Raw genomic sequence first — 19,816 nt, forward strand, 5'->3', positions numbered from 1 at the left:
CCCCTTCGTCACTGATGTCGGCCACCGCGAACCGTGCCCGCTCACCCAGGGCATGCGCCTTGGCGGCGACCGCCTCGGCGTTCAGATCGACCAGCATCACCTGCGCGCCGGCGTCGATTAGCATGTCCGCGGTCGCAGCGCCCAGGCCCGAGGCGGCGCCGCTGACAATGAAGTGGCTGTTGCTGATGTGCATGGCGGTCTTCCTTCAGACGCTGTCGGCTGGCCCGCAGGGAGCCAGGTAGGTCAGAGAATAGTCGCGCCGCCGGAATTCGGGAACAAGCGCCAAAGCGGTCAAAGATGGCGACTGCTTTGGCGCTTGCCTTTACACCATTGCCGGTGCCTGAGCTGTCAGGGCATGCCGGGTCAGCTCAAGGAACACCGCGTCCAGCGCCATCTGGCGCTCTGCGGACAGCTGGTTCATGCGCTCCAGGTAGACCCCTTCGCTCAGGCTTTCCTGCAACGCCGCCAGGGCATCCAGACGCTGCCAGAACGGGCCTTCGACGTCCTCGAAGCGTCGCCGATGGATGCGCCGGACAAACTCGCGCCAGAAGTCGCGCTGACTGACATACAGGGCCAGCGCATCGGACGCTTCGGCGCGCTGCACGGCATCCCGCGCGGCGCTCAGGTTGTCTTCGGTCACCTCGGCCAGCGCTTCGAAGATCATGGTGCGCGGCTGGCCAGGCAGCTCGAGCTCCTCGGCCAGACCGGTGCGGTAGGCCAGGCTGACTTCGATTTCATCCACGCGCTGACCCTCGGCAAGGCGCACGGCAATATCCTGGCGGGCGAACTGCTCGACCTGTTCCAGACGGAACAGCCGACGCGCCAGGTCCAGGCGCACCCGCTGCCCCTGCCCTGGCGCTTGGTTGCGCAGGGCACGGGCCATCAGCACGCGTACCTCCAGTGTGCTGAAGCTTAAGGCGACGCTGTCGGCGCACGTGCGCGGGCTGGCCGCCAGGTTGAAGACTTCGTTGCGCAAGTCGCTGCTCTCGTGCACTGCCGCAAGCACCGCGGTCACGCGCGATTGCAACTCGGCCCTGGTCAGGTCGAAATCGCTGCTCTCGGTCATCCGGTCGAGAATGTCGAAGAATTCGTCGCCGCCAGGCTCCGCCCGTACTTGATCCCACAGTCCCGCGCGCCGCTCCCGTTCTGCCACGTCTGATGTCATCAGCCACTGCTCGCGCGACCAGCCGGGTCCTGTCGGCACAGGAGAAGGCGCCGGCAGCGCCAGGATCCGGCGAACGCCCGGGGGCACTGGATTGCCATCGAGCAGCAGGGTGCGGCGAAGTTCGGCTGGCGCCTCGAGGATCACCTGGGGAAGCGAAGCCAGCTGGTTATCACGCAGGTCGGCGGTTTCCAGGAAGCCGCACCATTCAAGGCCGGCAGGCAGGGTCTGCAACTGGCAGCGTCGCAGGTTCAACTCGATCAGCGAAGACCGCGAACTGAAGTGCAGGCCGATCAGCCCCAGCGGGTTGTAGCTCAGATCCAGCGTTTGCAACTGGCGCAAACCTCTCAACACCTGCGCGGCTGGGGCCGTCATGTGAATACGGTTACGGCGCAGACGCAGCACGCGCAAGCCCGGCAGCCCGGACAATCCCGTTGGTAAGGTGTCGAGGTGGTTGTCGTTCAGGTTCAGCGAGTAAATCCGCGGGAAACAGCCGAGGAATTCCTCAGGAATCTGCTCCAGCGCCATGCCGGACAGGTTCAGTTGATGGATATGACCAAAGTCGGTGCCAAGGGGAATGGGTGGCAGCTGTTCCACCTCGATCCCGGAGAGGTCCAGGTTCATGCCGGGCGTGCCGGTCTCCGGATCGGTCACCACGTCGCCCTGCATGCGCCAGCTGCGCCGCAATGCCTCGCAGAGATAGCGGCGCCGATTGCGCTCCATCGAACGGGGCAGGCCGGCTTGCCAGGTCTCGAGGGCCTGGTCGAAGCGCCGGTACGATTGCTCCTGGTGCAGCAGCACGCTGAGCGGCGAGTCCGAGAGCGTGTGCAACGCGTCGATATAGCCGGTGACCTGATCTTCGTCGAAGCCCGGGTACAACACCCGGACACGGTTGCGCAGCGTGCGCTGCATGATCGCGCCGATGATGCCGCGGCCGCTGAGCGGGTAGCCCACGCGGCCATCGGTCAGGCGCTGGCCTGCATTGAACCTGGGCCTGATCTCGCGCATCCCGACCAGGGGCAACAGTTCACGCCGGGTGGCCGGCAGCCCCGCTTGAACCGCATGGCGCAGCCGCTCGGCGCCCTGCCCGCCAGACCAGCCAAGGCGTTCTGCGTCTGCAGGTTCGAGCATCGCCACCAGTGCCTCGAACAGCCCCTGCGGGGCAACGATGGCCGTTTCCAGGTTGAGCGCGCGCGGCCAGTCCGGTCGACGGCGCAGCAGTACCGACACCAGCTCAAGGGTGTCGGTGGACGGGCTGCCCTCCAGGTAGATCCCTTCGAGCATGCGCGTCAGCCTGGCGTCCTGCAGCGCTGCCCGAGCGTGCTCCGCCACCGCCAACGGCAGGCGCGCTTCATCGCGCATGCGCAAGCGGCTCGCGCGAGTGGCCGAATTCAGCACGTCCAGGGCGTAGGCTGCCGGCAAGCCAGGGAAGTCGCGCTGGAGCAGGGACAGCAGCTCGTCATGGGGCAGGTACTGCCGGGAAAAATGCTCCAGCAGACGCGCGCGCCACTGGGCGGGTCGCTGCAGCAACGCCGTCCGCAGCTCGGCATCATCGCTCGTCGGCCTGCCAAGCTGTTCCCGGCACCAGGCAAGCCACCGAGGGTCAGGCTGGGCGTCTTGCCCGGCCGTCAGGCTGGCGAGAAAATGATCGATCCGCTCGGACACGGCAAAGCGTTCAAGCGTGTCGCGCAGGGCCACCGGCAGAGGCCGGTTCTCCACCAGCAGGCCCCGCAATCTGTCCTGGTCGCACCCGGCGATTCGCAGGATCTGTTCCACGCGCTGCGCATCAAGGCTTTCGGCGGCGGGCCACAGCCGAGCGAGCAGATACCCCTCGCCCTGCCATTCCAGCGGCCGTTCCCCGCGTAAGCGCCAGGCACGCTCGCCGTTATGGGCAAGCTCCGGACCGTAGGCATTCGCGCGTTCACCGTGACGCAAGCGCCAGGGGCCCTGTTCGTCAGGTTGCCATACCTGGTGGCTGACGCCTTCGTGGCGCCACCAGTGACGCTGTCCGTCACCGTACAGGCCGTTGTCCTGCAATTGCCCGTTCTCAGGCTCGGGCAGCATGCGATAGGGCGTCAGGTCGCTGGACCACAACCGCCGCGAGCCCGAGTCGAGTTGCACAGGCTCGAGTTGCTCGACGAATTCACCCCGGACGAATCCCGTCGATACCACCGCGACCGTGCCCACCGTGATGGCGGTCAGTGCAAGCGTTTCGGCGACCGACAGCATATGGCCCATGGCTTCGTGCTGGTGGCCCAGGGACCAGTCATGCGCGCCCTCGTAGACGTCGCCGAGGGTCTGTACCAGCATCTGGCCGAACAGCAGTTCGCCAACCACTGGCACGAACAGGCCCGCGAGGTTGAGCAGGTCCATTCCCGCCCCCTCCAGCGCCCTGGTGCGTGCCTCGGACGCGGCCCGGTCGGCCTCTGCGGTTGGCACCAGCAACACTCGCGCATCATCCTTGATACGCGCCACCTGCTGCACGGCAAGGCTGACGAAAATGTCCTCGCCGGGCAGGCGTCCTTGCACCTCGAGGTCCGGGCTGTCATCACTCAGCCGGGCGTCGAGCAGGGCGAGGACGGCGGGACGTTCGCGCAGGGCGATCAAGCCGATGAAAGAGTCCCTGTAGGCCGGTGCCTTCAACTCGATGGCCAGCGCGGCACCCGCGGCTTGCCAGGAGGCATGGCGGCGCAATGGCTGCCCTGCTGCGTCAGGCAGGAAAAGCAACACTGCGGTCAGCTGGTCTTGCCGATCCCGTAGTTCCACGGCCAGCGCGCCGTCGACGGGCTGGTCAAGAATCCTCACCAGCAATGCCTGGGCCGATCGGTCAGGCGGCAGGTTCTGCGCAGCGTTATCGACCAACTGCCGTACCGCCTGCAAATCGTCCTGGCTGAGCTGCCCCTTGAGCGCGGCGATTTCGGCGGCCATCGCCAGAGCGTTACGCTTGTCGGCCGCCAATTGCCCATGAGTCGCCACGTTGAACACGCGGTGAAGCAGCCCCTGGTAGCTGGCGCCGGCGTCCACCTCGCGACAGAGCTGGGCAACTTCGACGAGGCGATCGGAGAGCAGGGCTTCGTCGGGGGACGGCCCCACCAGCGCACTGCCCACGTAGTACGACACGCCCTCTGGAAAATTCTGCATCAGGTGCTGCAGGGCAGGCGTACGCAGGGTGATGATCTCGTCGGTCGGCAACTGCCCGTCGGGTGGCACGACAAAGCGACGCCTGATTTCGCGCCACTGCGCCCGGTTCAGGTCGAGGGTCAGACCGAGCTGCCAGCGCAGCGCGCGGTGCAACAGGCTGGAGGCGAAGTTATCGGGTGGCACGAGGTTGCGCCGGGCCTGGTGCAGCCGCTCGCGGCTGTCCTTGCAGGCGGCGAACCGTGCCCGCAGGGCCTGGATGTCGGCAGGACTGGCCTGCTTGAGCCAAGGCGGCAGGATCTGCTGGATGAAACGATCGGTGGGTGAGTCAGCGGGGCTGGCTGCGGAAATGACGGTCATGGAACGGTCCTGCTAGCGAGGGGACCGGCCACTCTATTCAACGCCTGCCCCCGATCGAACCCGGAACCGCCGCCCCTTCAGACGCGAGTCTGTCCACCCTGGGGCCTACCCAGGTGAGCGTGTCGCCCGGCACGGACCACGCTCGTGATCGCAGGCAACGCCGCCTGCATGCCCCGCCTCAGTCGGCCTTGATCAGCTTCACCCACGCCGCGAACTTGTCGATGAATGTCTGCAGGAATGGCCGGGTCTTCTCGCTCAACTGCCCCGACTCCTCGAACAGGCTCGCCGCCGCGCCGAGGTAGGCCTCGGGCATCTGCATGCACGGCATGTCGAGGAACACCAGCGACTGGCGCAGATGCTGGTTGGCGCCAAAGCCGCCGATCGCTCCTGGCGAGACACTGATGACCGCCGCCGGCTTGCCGTTCCAGGCACTCTGCCCATAAGGGCGCGAGCCGACATCGATGGCGTTTTTCAACACACCTGGTACCGAGCGGTTGTACTCCGGAGTGACAAACAGCACAGCATCGCTCTTGCGGATCTGCTCGCGAAAACGCTTGTAGGACTCGGGCGGCTCGACATCGATGTCCTCGTTGTACAGCGCCAGGTCGCCGATCTCGATGATGTTCAGGGACAGGCCGGACGGTGCCAGCGCCGCCAGTGCCAGCGCCACCTTGCGGTTGTAGGAATCCTTGCGCAAACTGCCCACCACCACTGCTACCGAATACACTTGGCTCATAGGTTTTTCCACCTTGCTGGATAAAGTGACGTAGTAGGTATAGGTGACCGTCCTACACGGTCTTAAGTTTTTTTCCTGTAGCTGAAAACTTCCCCACCGGGACAGTGGTCTATGGCTGCAGATGATTTCCACTTTTCTAGAGGTTGTACGGTAAATGACAGCAGTACTGGTTGGTCAATTTCATGCACGGGATGCCGAGGGCCGCATCTACCCCGTCCATGAGTTCCAGGAGGCTACCCTTCAGGCCGACGGCAGTGCGTCCTCCGCGCCGATCACCACCTACCGTCTGGCAATTGGCGATCGGGTCAATCACTTGGGTGAGGACCGCTTCGAACTGGCCCAGAGCGGCGTCGAAATCGTCCGTATTCCCTGATCGTCAGCGCCGCACACAATCGACGGTGTAGCAGCGCCCTTGGGCTGAGTCGTCGGACTGCAAGCCGTGGACATCGGCGACGAACCCCGGAAATCCACTGTCGAACGCCCGCGCGAACGCAAGGTAGTCAATGATCGAGCGGGTGTCTTCAGTGAAGCGCTCGCCGGGCATGATCTATGGGATGCCCGGCGGATAGGGCACCAGCATCACCGCGGCAACCCGGCCAAGCAACTGCTCGATCGGCACTGCATCCACCTCCCCCCGCACCAGATGGTCGTACGCCTGGGCAGGCGTCATGGCCACCTCGGGCAGACGGCTGAACAAACCCTTGAGCTGCCTGGCAGTGCCGCTGCTGCGATAGCAGGCGTGCAACTGGTCGCACAGGTCGCGCAGGCCAAGCCCTTGATAACGCAACGGGTCGATCGATGCCACGCACGGCAGGCACTGGGCAAGCGCGGTGTTGGCGTCGTAATGGCGCTTGAACTCGAGCAATTCGGTGAGCAGCGTGCTCCACTTGCCCTTGGTGATGCCCATGGAAAACAGCACGAGAAAGCTGTAGAGCCCGGTCTTCTCCACCACCAGTCCACGCTCCCAGAGAAACTTGCTGACGACCGCGGCCGGAATGCCCTGACCGCCAAGAGCACCGCCAGCATCCAGGCCAGGCATGACCAGCGTGACCTTCAGCGGATCGAGTAGCACATAGTCCTGCGCCAGGTCGCCAAAGCCGTGCCACCCCGCGCCTGGGGAAAGCAGCCAGTCCTGTGCCACCAGGCGCTGGGAACCGTCGGCCGCCGGTGGCTGCCAGATGCTGAACCACCAGTCATCGGCATGAATGTGTTCGCGCAGCTTGGCCAGCGCCCGGCGAAAGCTCAGCGCCTCATCGAACATTTCCTGCAGCAGCGAGCGTCCTGCAGGCCCCTCCATCATCGCCGAGGCCACGTCCAGCGACGCAATGATGCTGTACTGCGGCGAGGTCGAGATGTGCATCATGAACGCTTCGTTGAAACGGTCGCGGTCGAGCGGGCGCGAGGCGCCATCCTGCACATGAATCATCGACGCCTGGCTGAAGGCTGCCAGCAGCTTGTGGGTCGAGTGGGTGCTGAACAGCAACGGACTGTCGTTACTCCGTGGGGTGCCCATGGCGAATCGGCCTGTAAAGAACTCATGGAACGCCGCATAGGCGAACCAGGCTTCGTCGAAATGCAGGACGTCGACGCTGGCGCCCAGCATCTGCTTGATCTGCCCAGCGTTGTAACATAGCCCGTCGTAGGTCGAATTGGTCACCACCGCCAGCTTGATCCGCGCCGCTCGGCCCTGCGCCAAAGGGTTTGCCTCGATCTTGGCCTGGATCGCCTCGGCACTGAACTCGCTCAGCGGGATGGGCCCGATGATGCCCAGCTCGTTGCGCTCCGGGCACAGGTACAAGGGAATGGCGCCGGTCATGATGATGGCATGCACCACCGACTTGTGGCAGTTGCGGTCCACCAGCACCAGGTCGCCACGGCCCACCATCGAGTGCCAGACGATCTTGTTGGCGGTCGAGGTGCCATTGATCACGAAGAAGGTGTGATCGGCACCAAAGTTGCGTGCGGCGCGGGCCTCGGCTTCGGCCAAGGGACCTGTATGGTCGAGCAGTGAACCCAGCTCGGGCACCGAGACCGACAGGTCCGAGCGCAAGGTATTCTCGCCGAAGAACTGATGGAACGCCTGCCCGACGGGGCTCTTGCGGTAGGCCACGCCGCCGCCATGGCCCGGCGTGTGCCAGGAGTAGTTCGACTGCGCGGTGTGCTGCACCAAGGCCTTGAAGAATGGCGGCAACAGCCCGTCGAGATAATTGCGCGCGGCGCGGGCAACCTGGCGCGCCAGGAAGGGCACGGTGTCTTCGAACAGGTAGAGAATGCCGCGCAGCTGGTTCAGCTCGCCCATGGCCTCGGCGGGTGCGTTCTCCAGGGTCACCTGCTCGCCCAAGGCAAAGATCGGCAGCTGCGGCGAGCGCAACCGGGCCAGGCGAATCAGTTCGGTCAGGTTCTGCAGCAGGTGGGTGTTCTCGCCGATGTTTTCAGCGGCGACCAACATACAGGCCAGGCCATGCTGGGTGGCGGCGACCAACCGGGCCTCGGCATGGTTGGCGGCGCTCAGGATGATGAAGCCATCCTGGGCGAGCTCCTGGGCGATGGCCCGCACCCGCTCGCCGGCCACGCTGTCGACCTTGATGTCGCGGTGCACGATCAGGATGGGAAACTTGAGGTCCTTGTACATGGGCAATCCTCGCCTGCGAAGGACAGATGCCTCCCTTCAGGTTAGAAGCTGCCCGGCAAGGATGCCCGCTTTTGCCTCAGCCCGCCTCGCCGAGGGTTTGCCACAGGGCCGGTCCGCCGGCGGATTTTGCCACCACGTCGAGCCGCGCCAGGTGCGCCGCGAGCTCATCAGGCGTGGCGCGAATGATGCGCCCAGGCGTGCGGCTGGAGGGCAGGCGACGGATCTCGCTGCCACCACCGCCCTGGCCGTTTTCATTGTCTTCAGCGCCGTCACCGGCCAGCGACAGACTGGTCTGCCCGCCGGTCATGCTCAGGTAGACGTCGGCCAGCAGCTCGGAGTCGAGCAAGGCGCCGTGCAGGTCGCGACCAGAGTTGTCGATGCCATAGCGCTTGCACAGGGCATCGAGGCTGTTGCGCTGCCCCGGGTGACGCGCCCTGGCCATCATCAGGGTATCGAGGATGGTGCAGTGCTGGGCGATGTCGGCGCGGTCGTGCTGGCCGGCCAGGGCGAACTCGCTGTTGATGAAGCCAACGTCGAACGCCGCGTTGTGGATGATCAGCTGCGCGCCCTGGATGAACTCGAAGAATTCATCGGCCACCTCGGCGAAGCGCGGCTTGTCGAGCAGGAAGCTGTCGGTGATGCCGTGGACGCCGATGGCGCCCTCGTCGCTCGCGCGGTCAGGTTGAAGGTAGACGTGGAAGTTACGCCCGGTCAGGCGACGACCGATCACCTCGACGCAACCGATCTCGATGATCCGGTGGCCATCGCTGACCGGCATGCCGGTGGTCTCGGTGTCGAGGACCACCGACCTGTTGTTGGGTTGCTCCACGTCGGGGTCTCCGTTGCTGCGTGTTCTGCAAAGCGGGCTAGTGTACCCCAGCTCAGCGCAGGCCGCGTACCTCATCGACGCCGCGGTTGGCCAGCTGGTCGGCGCGCTCGTTGCCGGGATGGCCGATGTGGCCGCGCACCCATTTCCAGGTAACCTTGTGCCGGGCGACCTGGGCATCCAGCAGCTGCCAGAGGTCGGCATTCTTCACCGGCTCCTTGGCCGCGGTCTTCCAGCCGCGCTTCTTCCAGTTGGCCATCCATTCCGTGATGCCTTTCATCACGTACTGCGAGTCGGTGACCAACAATACGTCGCACTCGCGCTTGAGCGCCTCCAGGCCCTGGATCGCGGCCATCAGCTCCATGCGGTTGTTGGTGGTCACCAGCTCGCCGCCCCACAATTCCTTCTCGACGCCCTTGCAGACCAGCAACGCACCCCAGCCACCCGGGCCAGGATTGCCCTTGCAGGCTCCATCGGTGTAGACCTCGACCGTATCGCTCATGTACCGCCTTCATTGTTCAGATAATCGTGGGCCGGGACCGCTCAGGGCTCGATATTGCGCCGGTTGACCTTGGCCATCGGCAGCGGCAGCAGCTTGCCCATCGGCTCGCGCCGCGCCTGGCGCAGGGGCCGCAGCCCGACCACCATCTTGCGCGCCACCAGCAGGTACACGCCGCCTCCGGCGCTCTGCCAGCGCCCGGCCACTTGTTCCCAGCCCGCCAGGCGTTGTTGCCAGGCCGGCGAGGCAAGCGGCGGACGATAGCACCCGAACCGGCGTTTCTCCAGCGCGAAGCCCAGCAGGTTGAGCCAGTCACCGACCCTGGAGGCCGAGATGCACCGGGCCTTGCGCAAGGCACCACGGCCAAACAGGTGGCGCATGCCCCAACTGCTCCAGGGATTGATGCCGATGATCAGCAGGTGCCCTCCCGGCCGCACGCTGCTGGCGGCCTGGCGCAACAGCCCATGGGGCGAGAGGCTGAAATCCAGCCCGTGCTGCAGCACCACGACATCGGCGGCATGCTCGCCCAATGGCCATGCCTGTTCCTCGCAGACGATCTCTACACCCGGCAGCGGCGCGCCCAGGCGCACGTTGCGTTGCACCCTGGGCGCGGCAGGGGGCGCCTCGGCGCAAGGGCCGTAATGCACCAGGAACCCCCCAAAATAGCGCGCGAGTTCGTCTTCGAGCAGTTTCTGTTCTTCGCGCAGCATCAGCCGGCCCAACGGCCCGTCGAACCAGTCACGGGCCAGGCTGATCAGCTCGACCCAGTCAGGATCGGCCTGGGCAAAGGCTTTGTCGGTCATTGAGCTCTCCTCGAAGGTTCTCTGCCCGCGCCATCGCGGCTAAGATGCCTTCATGTCCCACGCTTTGGCGATTCGCACCATGATACAGATCGATGCCCTGCCCGCTTTCTCGGACAACTACATATGGTTGTTACAGGATACTGCCAAACGCCGCTGCGCGGTGGTCGATCCGGGTGACGCCGCGCCGGTGTTCGCCTGGCTGCAGGCACACCCTGGCTGGGTACTGGAAGACATACTGATCACCCATCACCACCATGATCATGTCGGTGGCGTCGAAGCCCTGAAGCGCGCGACCGGCGCGCGGGTGTGCGGGCCTGCCGACGAGCACATCCCGGCGCGTGACCTGGCCCTCGCCCACGGCGAGCAGGTACGGGTGCTAGGCCTGGACCTTGAGGTAATCGCCGTTCCCGGTCACACCTTGGGGCACATTGCCTATTACACGGCGCACGCGCCGATCCCGCTACTGTTCCCGGGCGACACCTTGTTCGCCGCGGGATGCGGCCGCCTGTTCGAGGGCACGCCGGCGCAGATGCATGATGCGCTCCAGCGCCTGGCCGCGCTGCCTGGCGAAACGCTGATCTACTGCGCGCATGAATACACCCTGAGCAACCTGCGTTTTGCCTGCGCGGTCGAGCCGCACAACGCGAGCATCACGCAGCGCTTCGAGGACGTCACCCGCCTGCGCGCCGACGACCGCATCAGCCTGCCGTCGAACATGGCCCTCGAACGCCTCACCAATCCATTTCTCCGGATAACTGAAACATCCGTTAAACAAAAAATAGACGAGTGGACTGGGCACGCAAACGAAGGTGAGGTGGCCGCTTTTGCTGCCTTGAGGCGATGGAAAGACGGCTTCTGATAACCGCAAGATATATCGAAGGGGTCGGCCAGTGGTTGACCGGGCAAGGGGTGGTTCCTAGAATCCCCCAACTTTTTGCCCGGATAACTGTCCAAGCCGATGCCTTCCTGTAGCCGCAAGACCGCTCATTCCGTCGCCCTGACGCGCCTGGCCCAAGCCAGCGTGCTGGCCTTGGCCGCCACCTTGGTGGGCTGCCAGAGCACCCCGCAGGTCGACGAAACCGACAGCGTTCGCGCGCACAAGTACCAGGCGCGGATCAAGCCCAAGCCGGTGATCGTGGCGGCCAAGTCGGCCGAGCAGCCACCGCAGGACATCTGGGAGCGCATGCGCCGGGGCTTTGCGTTTCAGGACGGGATCGGCGTCAATCCGCGTATCGAGCAACAGCGCCTGTGGTTCGCCAGCAACCCTTCGTTCCTCGAGACGGCGGGCGAGCGTGGCAGCCTCTACCTGCATTACATCGTCGAACGCCTCGAAGAGCGCGACATGCCGCTTGAGCTCGCGCTGTTGCCAGCGATCGAGAGCGCCTACAACCCGATGGCCTACTCACGGGCCCACGCCGTAGGCCTGTGGCAGTTCATCCCTTCGACCGGGCGTTACTTCAACCTGCGCCAGACCAACTTCTACGACGGCCGCCGCGACATCACCGCCTCGACCAATGCCGCGCTGGACTACCTGTCTCGCCTGCATGACATGTTCAATGGTGACTGGCTGCTGGCCATGGCGGCCTACAACGCAGGCGAAGGCACGGTCAGCCGCGCGATCGAGCGCAACGAAAAACTCGGCCTGCCTACCGACTTCTGGAACCTGCCGCTGCCTCAGGAAACCCGTAACTACGTGCCCAAGCTGCTTGCCCTGTCGCAAGTGGTCCTGACGCCGGAAGCCTACGGCGTCAACCTGAGCCCGGTGGCGAACGAGCCCTACTTTGAAGCCGTGGCCATCCACGACCGCCTGGACCTGTCCCGGGTGGCGGCATTCTCCGGCATCGATGAAGATGAACTGATCCAGCTCAATCCCGCCTTCAAGAAGCGCATGACCGTGGACGGTCCAAAGCAGCTGCTGGTGCCCACCGCCAAGGCGCAACTGCTGAGCGACAGCCTGTCCAACCTCAAGCCCGAGCAACTGGTTGCCCTGCAGCCTAAAAAGGCGGTATTCGAGACGGCCCTGGCCGAAGCTTCGCGCCCCGCCGCAAGCACCCGCAGCTACCGCGTCAAACGTGGCGACAACCTGGGCAGCATTGCCCGCGCCAACCGTGTGTCGGTCAAGGAGCTGCAGCGCTGGAACCGCATCTCCGGCTCGCGTCTCAAGACCGGCCAGGTACTCGCCCTGCGTGGCGGCTCGGTTCCGGCCAGCGCCAGCGCCGGCAAGCTCGCCGCCGCCAAGCAGCGTTCGACCCAGTACAAGGTGCGCAAGGGTGATTCCCTGTACCTGGTAGCCAAGCGTTTCAATGTCGAGATGAAGCATCTCAAGCGCTGGAATCCACGCAGCGGCCACGCGCTCAAGCCTGGCCAGACGCTGACGGTGTACGTCGGGCGTTGACCTGCGCGACAAGGGGGTCGTTGTAGGGCCCCTGCTCTTTTTCCGGTCCATGCAAGCTGTTACTGTACCTGCGACAAAGCCCAAGCCGCCTGGATCGGATAACAGACTTGATACGTCCCCTCCTGTTGCTGACATTCAGCCTGGTCTTGAGCTTTCCCGCGGGCGCGACGGTCAGCGAAAGCCACGGTTACGCCCAGTTCGGCACGCTCAAGTATCCGGCCACATTCACCCACTTCGACTGGGTCAACCCGCAAGCGCCCAAGGGCGGCACCTTGCGGGCCATGGCATTCGGCACCTTCGATACCCTCAATCCGTATACGTTCAAGGGCAGCAGCCCGGTCACGACGCCCAACTTCCTGCAGTACGGGATCAATGAGCTGAACGAGCCGTTGATGGTCGGTACTGGCCAGTACGATCCCTCTGGGGATGAGCCGACCTCCAGCTACGGACTGATCGCCCGTACCGTGGAGTACAGCGAAGACCGCAGCTGGGTGGTGTTCAACCTGCGCCCGGAAGCTCATTTCCACGATGGCAAGCCCATCACCTCTGCCGACGTGGCGTTCTCGTACCGGACGCTGCTCAAGGAAGGCCACCCGATCTATCGCACCAGCCTGCAGGAAGTGAAACGGGTCGATATCCTGGGCCCCCTGCGCATCCGATTTGTCTTCAAGCGCGCTGGCAACCCGCTGTTGATCCTGCGCCTGGGCGAGATGCCCGTACTGCCCAGGCACTACTGGCAAGGTCGCGACTTCAAGGCCACCACTTTCGAGCCCCCGCTGGGCAGCGGCCCGTACCGCATCACTCAGGTGCAGCCAGGCCGCAGCCTGGTGTTCGAGCGGGTAAAGAACTACTGGGGCCGCGACCTGGCCGTCAACCGTGGAAAGTACAATTTCGACCGTGTCGAGTTCGAGTTCTATCGGGACGCTACCGTGGCGTTCGAAGCGTTCAAGGCTGGGGAGTTCGACATCTATATCGAGCACCAGGCCAAGAACTGGGCCAACAGCTACAACTTCCCGGCGGTGCGGCGCGGCCAGGTCATCAAGGCGCAGATCCCACACCGAATCCCGACCCAGACCCAGGGCCTGTTCATGAACAGCCGGCGCGCCAACCTCAGCGATGTGCGCGTGCGCCAAGCGCTGGGGCTGATGCTCGACTTCGAATGGACCAACCGTGCGCTGTTCAGCGGCGCCTACAAGCGCTCGACCAGTTACTACCCCAACAGCGAGTTCACGGCCAGCGACCTGCCGGTGGGCAAGGAATGGCTGTTGCTGGCGCCTTACCGTGACGACTTGCCCGCGGCGCTGTTCACCGAGCCCTATCGGGTCAGCCAGACCGACGGCCGCGGCGTTGGCCGGCAGAACCTGCGCCAGGCCTTGGGATTGCTGGCCGAGGCCGGCTGGACCCTGCAGGAGCAGCGCCTGCAGGACAGCAAGGGCCGGCCGTTTCGCCTGGAACTGTTGCTGGTCAACCCGAACCTCGAACGTATCCTGCAACCCTTTGTCGAAAACCTCGCCAGCATCGGCATCGACGCGCGCCTGCGTACCGTCGACCGTGCCCAGTACAAGCAGCGCCTTGACCAGTTCGACTTCGACATGATCCTGATGACCTTGAGCCAGACCCTAAGCCCCGGCCTTGAACAATGGCTGTACTTCCACTCCAGCCAGGCCCAGGTCAAGGGCAGCAAGAACTACGCAGGCATCAAGGACCCGGTGGTCGACCACCTGCTCGACACCCTGCTCGCCGCCCGCAGCCGCGATGACCAGGTGGCCGCCGCCCGGGCCCTGGACCGCGTGCTGTCCTGGCAGTACTACATGATTCCCAACTGGTATCTCGACAATCATCGCCTGGCCTACCGCAACCGGTTCGCCTTCGTCGCCACGCCGCCCTACACCCTGGGGCTGAACAGCTGGTGGCTCAAGACTTCGGAGAACCCCCAATGATGCCAATGCACCGCCTGCGCCGTCTGGCAGGCAGCCTGTTGCTCGCCTGCCTGGGCGCGCCCGTGCTCGCCGCGCCGCAGCATGCCCTCACGCTTTATGACGAGCCGCCGAAGTATCCGGCAAACTTCCAGCATTTCGACTTCGTCAACCCCGATGCGCCCAAGGGCGGTACCTTCCGCCAATCGAGCTTCGGCGGTTTCGACAGCCTCAATCCGTTCATCAACAAAGGCGTGGCGGCCGAGAATGTGAGCAGCATCTATGACACGCTGATGCGCCAGAGCCTGGACGAGCCCTTCACCGAATACGGCCTGGTAGCGGGCAAGATCGAAAAAGCGCCGGACAACAGCTGGGTGCGTTTCTACCTGCGCCCCGAGGCACGCTTCCATGACGGCCACCCTATGCGCGCGGACGATGTGGTCTGGACGTTCAACACCCTGGTCAGCAAGGGCGCGCCGCTGTACCGGGTGTACTACGGCGACGTCGCCGAAGTGGTCGCCGAGAACCCGCTCACGGTGCTGTTCAAGTTCAAGCACACCAACAACCGCGAGCTGCCGCTGATCCTTGGGCAACTGCCGGTGCTGCCTAAACACTGGTATGAAAACCGCGACTTCACTCGCGGCAATCTGGAAATTCCGCTGGGCAGCGGACCGTACAAGGTCACCGAGGTCAAGCCTGGCCGTTCGATACGTTACGAACGGGTCGATGATTATTGGGCCAAGGATCTGCCGATCAACCGTGGCTTCTACAACTTCGAGGCCATGACCTTCGATTATTACCGCGACAACACCGTCGCCCTCGAGGCCCTCAAGGCAGGGCAATTCGACTACATGCAGGAAAACACCGCGAAGAACTGGGCCACCGCCTACAACGTACCGGCCGTGCGCGAAGGACGCCTGATCAAGGAAGAACTGCTCAATGGCAACCCCGCCGGCATGCAGGGCTTTATCTTCAACCTGCGCCGCCCGGTCTTCCAGGACGTGAGGGTGCGCGAGGCGCTGAGCCTGATGCTGGACTTCGAGTGGACCAACAAGCAGCTGTTCAACGGGGCCTATACCCGAACGGGCAGCTACTTCGACAACTCCGAGATGGCCGCGAGCGGCCTGCCTTCGCCAGACGAGCTGAAGATCCTCGAGCCCCTGCGCGGCAAGATCCCTGAAAAAGCCTTCACCGAGGTTTTCAGCAACCCGGTCAATGACGGCAGCGGCATGATTCGCGAGCAGCAGCGCAAGGCCTACAAGCTGCTGCAGGAAGCCGGCTGGAAGATCGTCGACGACAAGATGGTCGATGCCCAAGGCAATCCTGTGTCCATCGAGTTCCTGCTGGCCCAGACCGAGTTCGAGCGTGTCCTCCTGCCGTTCAAGCGCAACCTGGCCGATCTTGGCATCGAGCTGAACATTCGCCGCGTCGAGGTGCCCCAGTACATAAACCGCCTGCGGTCGCGGGATTTCGACATGATCGTCAGCGGTTTTCCACAGTCCAACTCACCCGGCAACGAGCAACGCGAGTTCTGGTCCAGCGGTGCGGCCGACAACCCAGGTAGCCGCAACTTCATCGGCCTGCGAGACCCGGCCATCGACCAGCTGGTCGAAAGCCTGATCAATGCCAATTCGCGCCAGAGCCTGGTCGACCATACGCGCGCCCTCGACCGGGTGTTGCTGTGGGGCTACTACGTGATACCCAACTGGCACATCAAGACCTGGCGGGTAGCCTACTGGAACCATATCGGTCATCCAAAGACCTCCCCGAAGTATGACCTGGGCATCGATACGTGGTGGATAAAGCCCGAGGTAGCCCCTGCGGTGAACCCGCAGCCATCCCAGACCCCGCAGCCGGACGAGGCGAACTGACATGCTCGCCTACATCCTGCGGCGCCTGCTGCTGATCATCCCTACCCTGTTCGGCATCCTGGTCATCAACTTCATCATCGTCCAGGCTGCGCCTGGCGGGCCGGTCGAGCAGATGATCGCCAAGCTCGAGGGCTTCGAGGGCGCCACCAGCCGCATTGGCGGCGGTGGCGCCGAGGTGTCGGTGGCTGGCTCCAACTACCGCGGCGCCCAGGGACTGGACCCGGCCCTGATCGCCGAGATCGAGCACATGTACGGCTTCGACAAGTCGGCGCCCGAGCGGTTGTGGATCATGATCAAGAACTACGCCCGGCTCGACTTTGGCGACAGCTTTTTCCGTGACGCCAAGGTCATCGACCTGATCGCCGAGAAAATGCCGGTGTCGATCTCGCTAGGGCTCTGGAGCACCCTTATCATGTACCTGGTGTCGATTCCCCTGGGGATCGCCAAGGCGGTGCGCCATGGCAGCCACTTCGACGTCTGGACCAGCTCGGCGATCATCGTCGGCTATGCCATTCCCGCCTTCCTGTTCGCCATCCTGCTGATCGTGATGTTCGCCGGTGGCAGCTACTTCGACTGGTTCCCGCTACGCGGCCTTACTTCGAACAACTTCGACGAGCTCTCCGCCACCGGCAAGGTACTGGACTATTTCTGGCACCTGGTGCTACCGATCACCGCCCTGGTCATCGGCAACTTCGCCACCATGACCCTGCTGACCAAGAACAGCTTCCTGGACGAGATCAACAAGCAATACGTGGTCACGGCGAAGGCCAAGGGCCTGAGCCGGCCACGGGTGCTCTACGGGCACGTGTTCCGCAATGCCATGCTATTGGTCATCGCCGGCTTCCCCTCGGCATTCATCGGCATCTTCTTCACCGGATCGCTGCTGATCGAGGTGATCTTCTCGCTCGACGGGCTGGGCCTGATGAGTTTCGAGGCGGCGATCAACCGCGACTACCCGGTGGTCTTCGGCACCCTGTTCATCTTCACCCTGGTGGGGCTGGTGGTGAAGCTGATCGGCGACCTGACCTACACCCTGGTCGATCCACGGATCGACTTCGCAAGCCGGGAGCACTGACATGGCCTTGTCTCCTCTGAACCGTCGGCGTTTCGAACGCTTCAAGGCCAACCGCCGAGGCTGGTGGTCCCTGTGGCTGTTCCTCATCCTGTTCGGCCTGAGCCTGGGCGCCGAGCTGGTCGCCAACGACAAGCCGATCGCCGTGCGCTATGACAGCCAGTGGTATTTCCCGGCGTTCAAGCGCTACCCCGAAACCACCTTCGGCGGCGAATTCCCGCTGGAAGCCAACTATAAGAGCCCCTACGTCCGCGAACTGCTGGCGGCCAAGGACAGCTGGGTGCTGTGGGCGCCCATCCCGTTCAGCTACCAGAGCATCAACTACGACCTCAAGGTCCCGGCCCCCGCCCCGCCCTCGGCGGACAACTGGCTCGGCACCGACGACCAGGGACGAGACGTGCTGGCGCGGGTGATCTATGGCTTCCGGGTGTCGGTGCTGTTCGCCCTGACACTGACCGTGCTCAGCTCGATCATCGGCGTGATCGCAGGCGCCCTCCAGGGTTTCTATGGCGGCTGGGTCGACCTGGCCGGCCAGCGCTTCCTGGAGGTCTGGTCGGGGCTGCCGGTGCTGTACCTGCTGATCATCCTGGCAAGCTTCGTCCAGCCCAACTTCTGGTGGCTGCTGGGGATCATGCTGCTGTTCAGCTGGATGAGCCTGGTGGATGTGGTACGCGCCGAGTTCCTGCGCGGGCGCAACCTGGAATACGTGCGCGCCGCCCGCGCCCTGGGCATGAAGAATGGCGCGATCATGTACCGGCACATCCTGCCCAATGCGATGATCTCGACCATGACGTTCATGCCGTTCATCCTGACGGGCGCCATCGGCACCCTTACCGCTTTGGATTTCCTCGGCTTTGGCCTGCCACCCGGAGCGCCGTCGCTCGGTGAGCTGGTCGCCCAGGGCAAGTCCAACCTGCAGGCGCCCTGGCTGGGCATCAGCGCCTTCGCCGTGCTCGCACTGATGCTGAGCCTGCTGGTATTCGTCGGTGAATCCGCCCGCGATGCCTTCGACCCGAGGAAATAAGATGAACGAGCAAAACCTGATCGAAGTCCGCGACCTGGCGGTTGAGTTCGTCAGCGGCGACCAGGTGCAGCGCGTGGTCGAGGGCATCAGCTTCGACATTCGCAAGGGCGAGACCCTGGCCCTGGTCGGCGAAAGCGGTTCGGGCAAGTCGGTCACCGCCCACTCGATCCTGCGCCTGCTGCCCTATCCTACGGCCCGTCACCCCAGTGGCAGCATCCGCTATGCCGGCGAGGATCTGCTGACCTTGGGGGAAAGGCCCATGCAGCGCATTCGCGGCAACCGTATCGCGATGATCTTCCAGGAGCCGATGACCTCGCTCAACCCGCTGCACAACATCGAAAAACAGATCAACGAAATCCTCCTGCTGCACAAAGGCCTGACCGGCAAGCAGGCCACCGCGCGCACGCTTGAGCTGCTCGAGCTGGTCGGCATCCCCGAGCCGCGCAAGCGCCTCAAGGCGCTGCCCCACGAACTGTCGGGCGGCCAGCGCCAACGGGTGATGATCGCCATGGCCCTGGCCAACGAACCTGAGCTGCTGATCGCCGATGAGCCGACCACGGCGCTCGACGTGACCGTCCAGCTCAAGATCCTCGACCTGCTCAAGTCGTTGCAGGCGCGCCTGGGCATGTCCCTGCTGCTGATCAGCCACGACCTGAACCTGGTCAAGCGCGTCGCTCACCGGGTGTGCGTGATGCAGCGCGGGCAGATCGTCGAGCAGGCCGAGTGCCAGGCGCTGTTCCACGCCCCCCGGCACCACTACACGCAAATGCTCATCGGCGCCGAGCCGAGCGGCCAGCCCGCCGCCAACCCGGTGGGCGCGCCCCTGCTTCAGGTCGATGACCTGCGCGTGTGGTTTCCGATCAAGAAGGGCCTGCTGCGGCGCACGGTAGACCACGTCAAAGCGGTCGACGGCATCAACTTCAGCCTGCCCCAGGGGCAGACCCTGGGCATTGTCGGCGAGAGCGGCTCGGGCAAGTCGACCTTGGGCCTGGCGATCCTGCGGCTTATTTCCAGCCAGGGTGGAATCCGCTTCCAGGGCCAGTCGCTGGAGAGCATGAACCAGAAAGACGTGCGGCCACTGCGCCGGCAGATGCAGGTGGTCTTCCAGGACCCCTTTGGCAGCCTCAGCCCACGCATGTGCGTGGCCGATATCGTCGGCGAAGGCCTGCGCATTCACCGGATCGGCAGCCCTGACGAGCAGGAAGCGGCCATCATCGCTGTGCTCGAGGAAGTGGGCCTCGACCCGCGCACCCGGCACCGCTATCCCCACGAGTTCTCTGGGGGGCAACGCCAGCGCATCGCCATTGCCCGGGCTCTGGTGCTCAAGCCGGCGCTGATCCTGCTCGACGAACCGACCTCGGCGCTGGACCGCACCGTGCAGC

General features: G+C 64.3%; 14 protein-coding genes and 1 pseudogene. 8 read left to right on the forward strand and 7 right to left on the reverse strand.

What is annotated here, in order from left to right:
• The 3 genes from VJS90_RS07265 to VJS90_RS07275 form a co-directional block, all read right to left on the reverse strand.
• Positions 1 to 193, reverse strand: a 193-nt coding sequence (locus VJS90_RS07265) for an SDR family NAD(P)-dependent oxidoreductase (RefSeq protein ID WP_324120480.1), incomplete at its 3' end; no start/stop codon positions are given.
• 129 nt (positions 194 to 322) lie between these two features.
• On the reverse strand, positions 323 to 4,660 hold the full coding sequence (locus tag VJS90_RS07270; RefSeq protein WP_324120482.1) for an NEL-type E3 ubiquitin ligase domain-containing protein: 4,338 nt from the start codon (positions 4,658 to 4,660) through the stop codon (positions 323 to 325).
• Between the two features lie 178 nt (positions 4,661 to 4,838).
• Positions 4,839 to 5,396: an NAD(P)H-dependent oxidoreductase gene (locus tag VJS90_RS07275; RefSeq protein WP_324120484.1), complete on the reverse strand. Its 558-nt coding sequence runs from the start codon at positions 5,394 to 5,396 to the stop codon at positions 4,839 to 4,841.
• 154 nt (positions 5,397 to 5,550) lie between these two features.
• Between VJS90_RS07275 and VJS90_RS07280 the strand changes: the two genes are divergently transcribed.
• Positions 5,551 to 5,769: a hypothetical protein gene (locus VJS90_RS07280; protein WP_324120486.1), complete on the forward strand. Its 219-nt coding sequence runs from the start codon at positions 5,551 to 5,553 to the stop codon at positions 5,767 to 5,769.
• Positions 5,770 to 5,772: 3 nt separating this feature from the next.
• Here VJS90_RS07280 and VJS90_RS07285 read toward each other — a convergent pair.
• The 4 genes and pseudogenes from VJS90_RS07285 to VJS90_RS07300 form a co-directional block, all read right to left on the reverse strand.
• Positions 5,773 to 8,028 (reverse strand): annotated as a pseudogene (locus tag VJS90_RS07285) (Orn/Lys/Arg decarboxylase N-terminal domain-containing protein).
• Positions 8,029 to 8,104: 76 nt separating this feature from the next.
• Positions 8,105 to 8,857: a DNA polymerase III subunit epsilon gene (gene dnaQ, locus VJS90_RS07290; RefSeq protein ID WP_324120488.1), complete on the reverse strand. Its 753-nt coding sequence runs from the start codon at positions 8,855 to 8,857 to the stop codon at positions 8,105 to 8,107.
• A 52-nt stretch (positions 8,858 to 8,909) separates the two neighbouring features.
• On the reverse strand, positions 8,910 to 9,356 hold the full coding sequence (gene rnhA / locus VJS90_RS07295; RefSeq protein ID WP_324120490.1) for a ribonuclease HI: 447 nt from the start codon (positions 9,354 to 9,356) through the stop codon (positions 8,910 to 8,912).
• A gap of 41 nt (positions 9,357 to 9,397) precedes the next feature.
• Positions 9,398 to 10,156, reverse strand: coding sequence for an SAM-dependent methyltransferase (locus VJS90_RS07300; protein WP_324120492.1), 759 nt, complete (start codon positions 10,154 to 10,156; stop codon positions 9,398 to 9,400).
• 79 nt (positions 10,157 to 10,235) lie between these two features.
• Between VJS90_RS07300 and gloB the strand changes: the two genes are divergently transcribed.
• From gloB to VJS90_RS07335, 7 genes are all read left to right on the forward strand, one after another.
• Entirely contained in the window at positions 10,236 to 11,015 is a 780-nt protein-coding gene (gene gloB / locus VJS90_RS07305; protein WP_324120511.1) for a hydroxyacylglutathione hydrolase, read from the forward strand.
• A gap of 99 nt (positions 11,016 to 11,114) precedes the next feature.
• Positions 11,115 to 12,551 carry a lytic transglycosylase domain-containing protein gene (locus VJS90_RS07310; protein ID WP_324120494.1) on the forward strand — a complete coding sequence of 479 codons (1,437 nt, stop codon included), beginning with the start codon at positions 11,115 to 11,117 and terminating at the stop codon, positions 12,549 to 12,551.
• A 122-nt stretch (positions 12,552 to 12,673) separates the two neighbouring features.
• Positions 12,674 to 14,491 (forward strand): extracellular solute-binding protein, encoded by a 1,818-nt coding sequence (locus VJS90_RS07315; RefSeq protein ID WP_414704904.1) that lies wholly within the window; start codon positions 12,674 to 12,676, stop codon positions 14,489 to 14,491.
• On the forward strand, positions 14,488 to 16,338 hold the full coding sequence (locus VJS90_RS07320; protein WP_324120498.1) for an extracellular solute-binding protein: 1,851 nt from the start codon (positions 14,488 to 14,490) through the stop codon (positions 16,336 to 16,338). The genes VJS90_RS07315 and VJS90_RS07320 overlap by 4 nt, the downstream gene beginning before the upstream one ends.
• A gap of 1 nt (position 16,339) precedes the next feature.
• Positions 16,340 to 17,413 (forward strand): microcin C ABC transporter permease YejB, encoded by a 1,074-nt coding sequence (locus VJS90_RS07325; protein WP_324120500.1) that lies wholly within the window; start codon positions 16,340 to 16,342, stop codon positions 17,411 to 17,413.
• A 1-nt stretch (position 17,414) separates the two neighbouring features.
• The gene (locus tag VJS90_RS07330; RefSeq protein WP_324120502.1) at positions 17,415 to 18,434 is read left to right on the forward strand and encodes an ABC transporter permease; all 1,020 of its coding nucleotides are present in this window, start codon (positions 17,415 to 17,417) and stop codon (positions 18,432 to 18,434) included.
• A gap of 1 nt (position 18,435) precedes the next feature.
• On the forward strand, positions 18,436 to 19,816 hold a 1,381-nt coding region (locus VJS90_RS07335; RefSeq protein WP_324120504.1), incomplete at its 3' end, for an ABC transporter ATP-binding protein.

The organism is Pseudomonas sp. (assembly GCF_035277045.1).
Taxonomy (GTDB): domain Bacteria; phylum Pseudomonadota; class Gammaproteobacteria; order Pseudomonadales; family Pseudomonadaceae; genus Aquipseudomonas.